Source organism: Methylobacterium oryzihabitans (assembly GCF_004004555.2).
In the GTDB taxonomy this organism is placed as follows: domain Bacteria; phylum Pseudomonadota; class Alphaproteobacteria; order Rhizobiales; family Beijerinckiaceae; genus Methylobacterium; species Methylobacterium oryzihabitans.
In genome coordinates this window covers 1-431 of record NZ_SACP01000167.1, presented here as the reverse complement: position 1 = coordinate 431, position 431 = coordinate 1, and the positions used below count along the sequence as shown (strand labels likewise).

1 pseudogene is annotated in these 431 nt (G+C 65.2%); it reads left to right on the top strand.

The window, feature by feature from the left end:
* A pseudogene (locus EOE48_RS28885) lies at positions 1-431 on the top strand (TonB-dependent siderophore receptor); the annotation flags it as partial.

Genomic DNA, 431 nt, shown 5'->3' with positions numbered 1-431 from the left:
AAGTGCTGCGCGGTGCTTCAGGCTTATTGCAAGGCACCGGCAGCCCAGGTGGCGCAATCAACCTGGTGCGCAAGCGTGGACAAACGGCGCCGACCGTTACGCTGACAGGCAAAGCTGGCTCCTGGGACCACTATGGCCTGCAGCTGGATGCCGGCGGCCCGCTGACGACCGACGGCCGTGTGCGCGGGCGGCTTGTCGCTGACGAAGACCAAAGCGACAGCTTCATCGACTATGTCTGGAGCAAAAGCCATTCGTTGTATGGCGCCCTGGACATCGACCTGAACGACGCGACCACGGTGGGCGGCGGTATCAGCTACAACCGTCAGCAGTCCCGGCCGATGCTGCGCGGCCTCCCACGCTACGCCAGTGGCAAACCGGTCGACCTGCCGCGTTCGACTTACACCGGCGCCCGCTGGAGCCGCGCAGAAACC